This window comes from Photobacterium chitinilyticum (genome assembly GCF_004104355.1).
GTDB classification, from domain to species: Bacteria; Pseudomonadota; Gammaproteobacteria; order Enterobacterales; family Vibrionaceae; genus Photobacterium; species Photobacterium chitinilyticum.
In genome coordinates this window covers 1-440 of the sequence record NZ_RJLM01000196.1, presented here as the reverse complement: position 1 = coordinate 440, position 440 = coordinate 1, and the positions used below count along the sequence as shown (strand labels likewise).

The window sequence follows — 440 nt, the reverse complement described above, 5'->3', positions numbered from 1 at the left end:
CAACGTTCTTTAACAATTTGACCATGCAATCTGTGTGGGCACTCGTGAAAGAGTTAAGTCGAAAGATTTATCAATGAACTGAGTGACCAATACAAATTTTAAGTTTACTTATTATTTGGCACAGTCAATTCGAGTTCTCGTTACTAGCTTCTAGTAATGGAAACTCAATCAGTATTCATTGAGCCGTTCCTTATGGGAACAACAAAACTTTAATTGAAGAGTTTGATCATGGCTCAGATTGAACGCTGGCGGCAGGCCTAACACATGCAAGTCGAGCGGCAGCGACAGTAACAATCCTTCGGGTGCGTTAYTGGGCGGCGAGCGGCGGACGGGTGAGTAATGCCTGGGAATATGCCTTAGTGTGGGGGATAACTATTGGAAACGATAGCTAATACCGCATAATGCCTACGGGCCAAAGAGGGGGACCTTCGGGCCTCTCG

The 440-nt window shown here is 45.6% G+C and carries 1 rRNA gene; it reads left to right on the top strand.

What is annotated here, in order from left to right:
- Positions 1–210: 210 nt before the first annotated feature.
- Positions 211–440 (top strand): 16S ribosomal RNA (locus EDI28_RS26470); the annotation flags it as partial.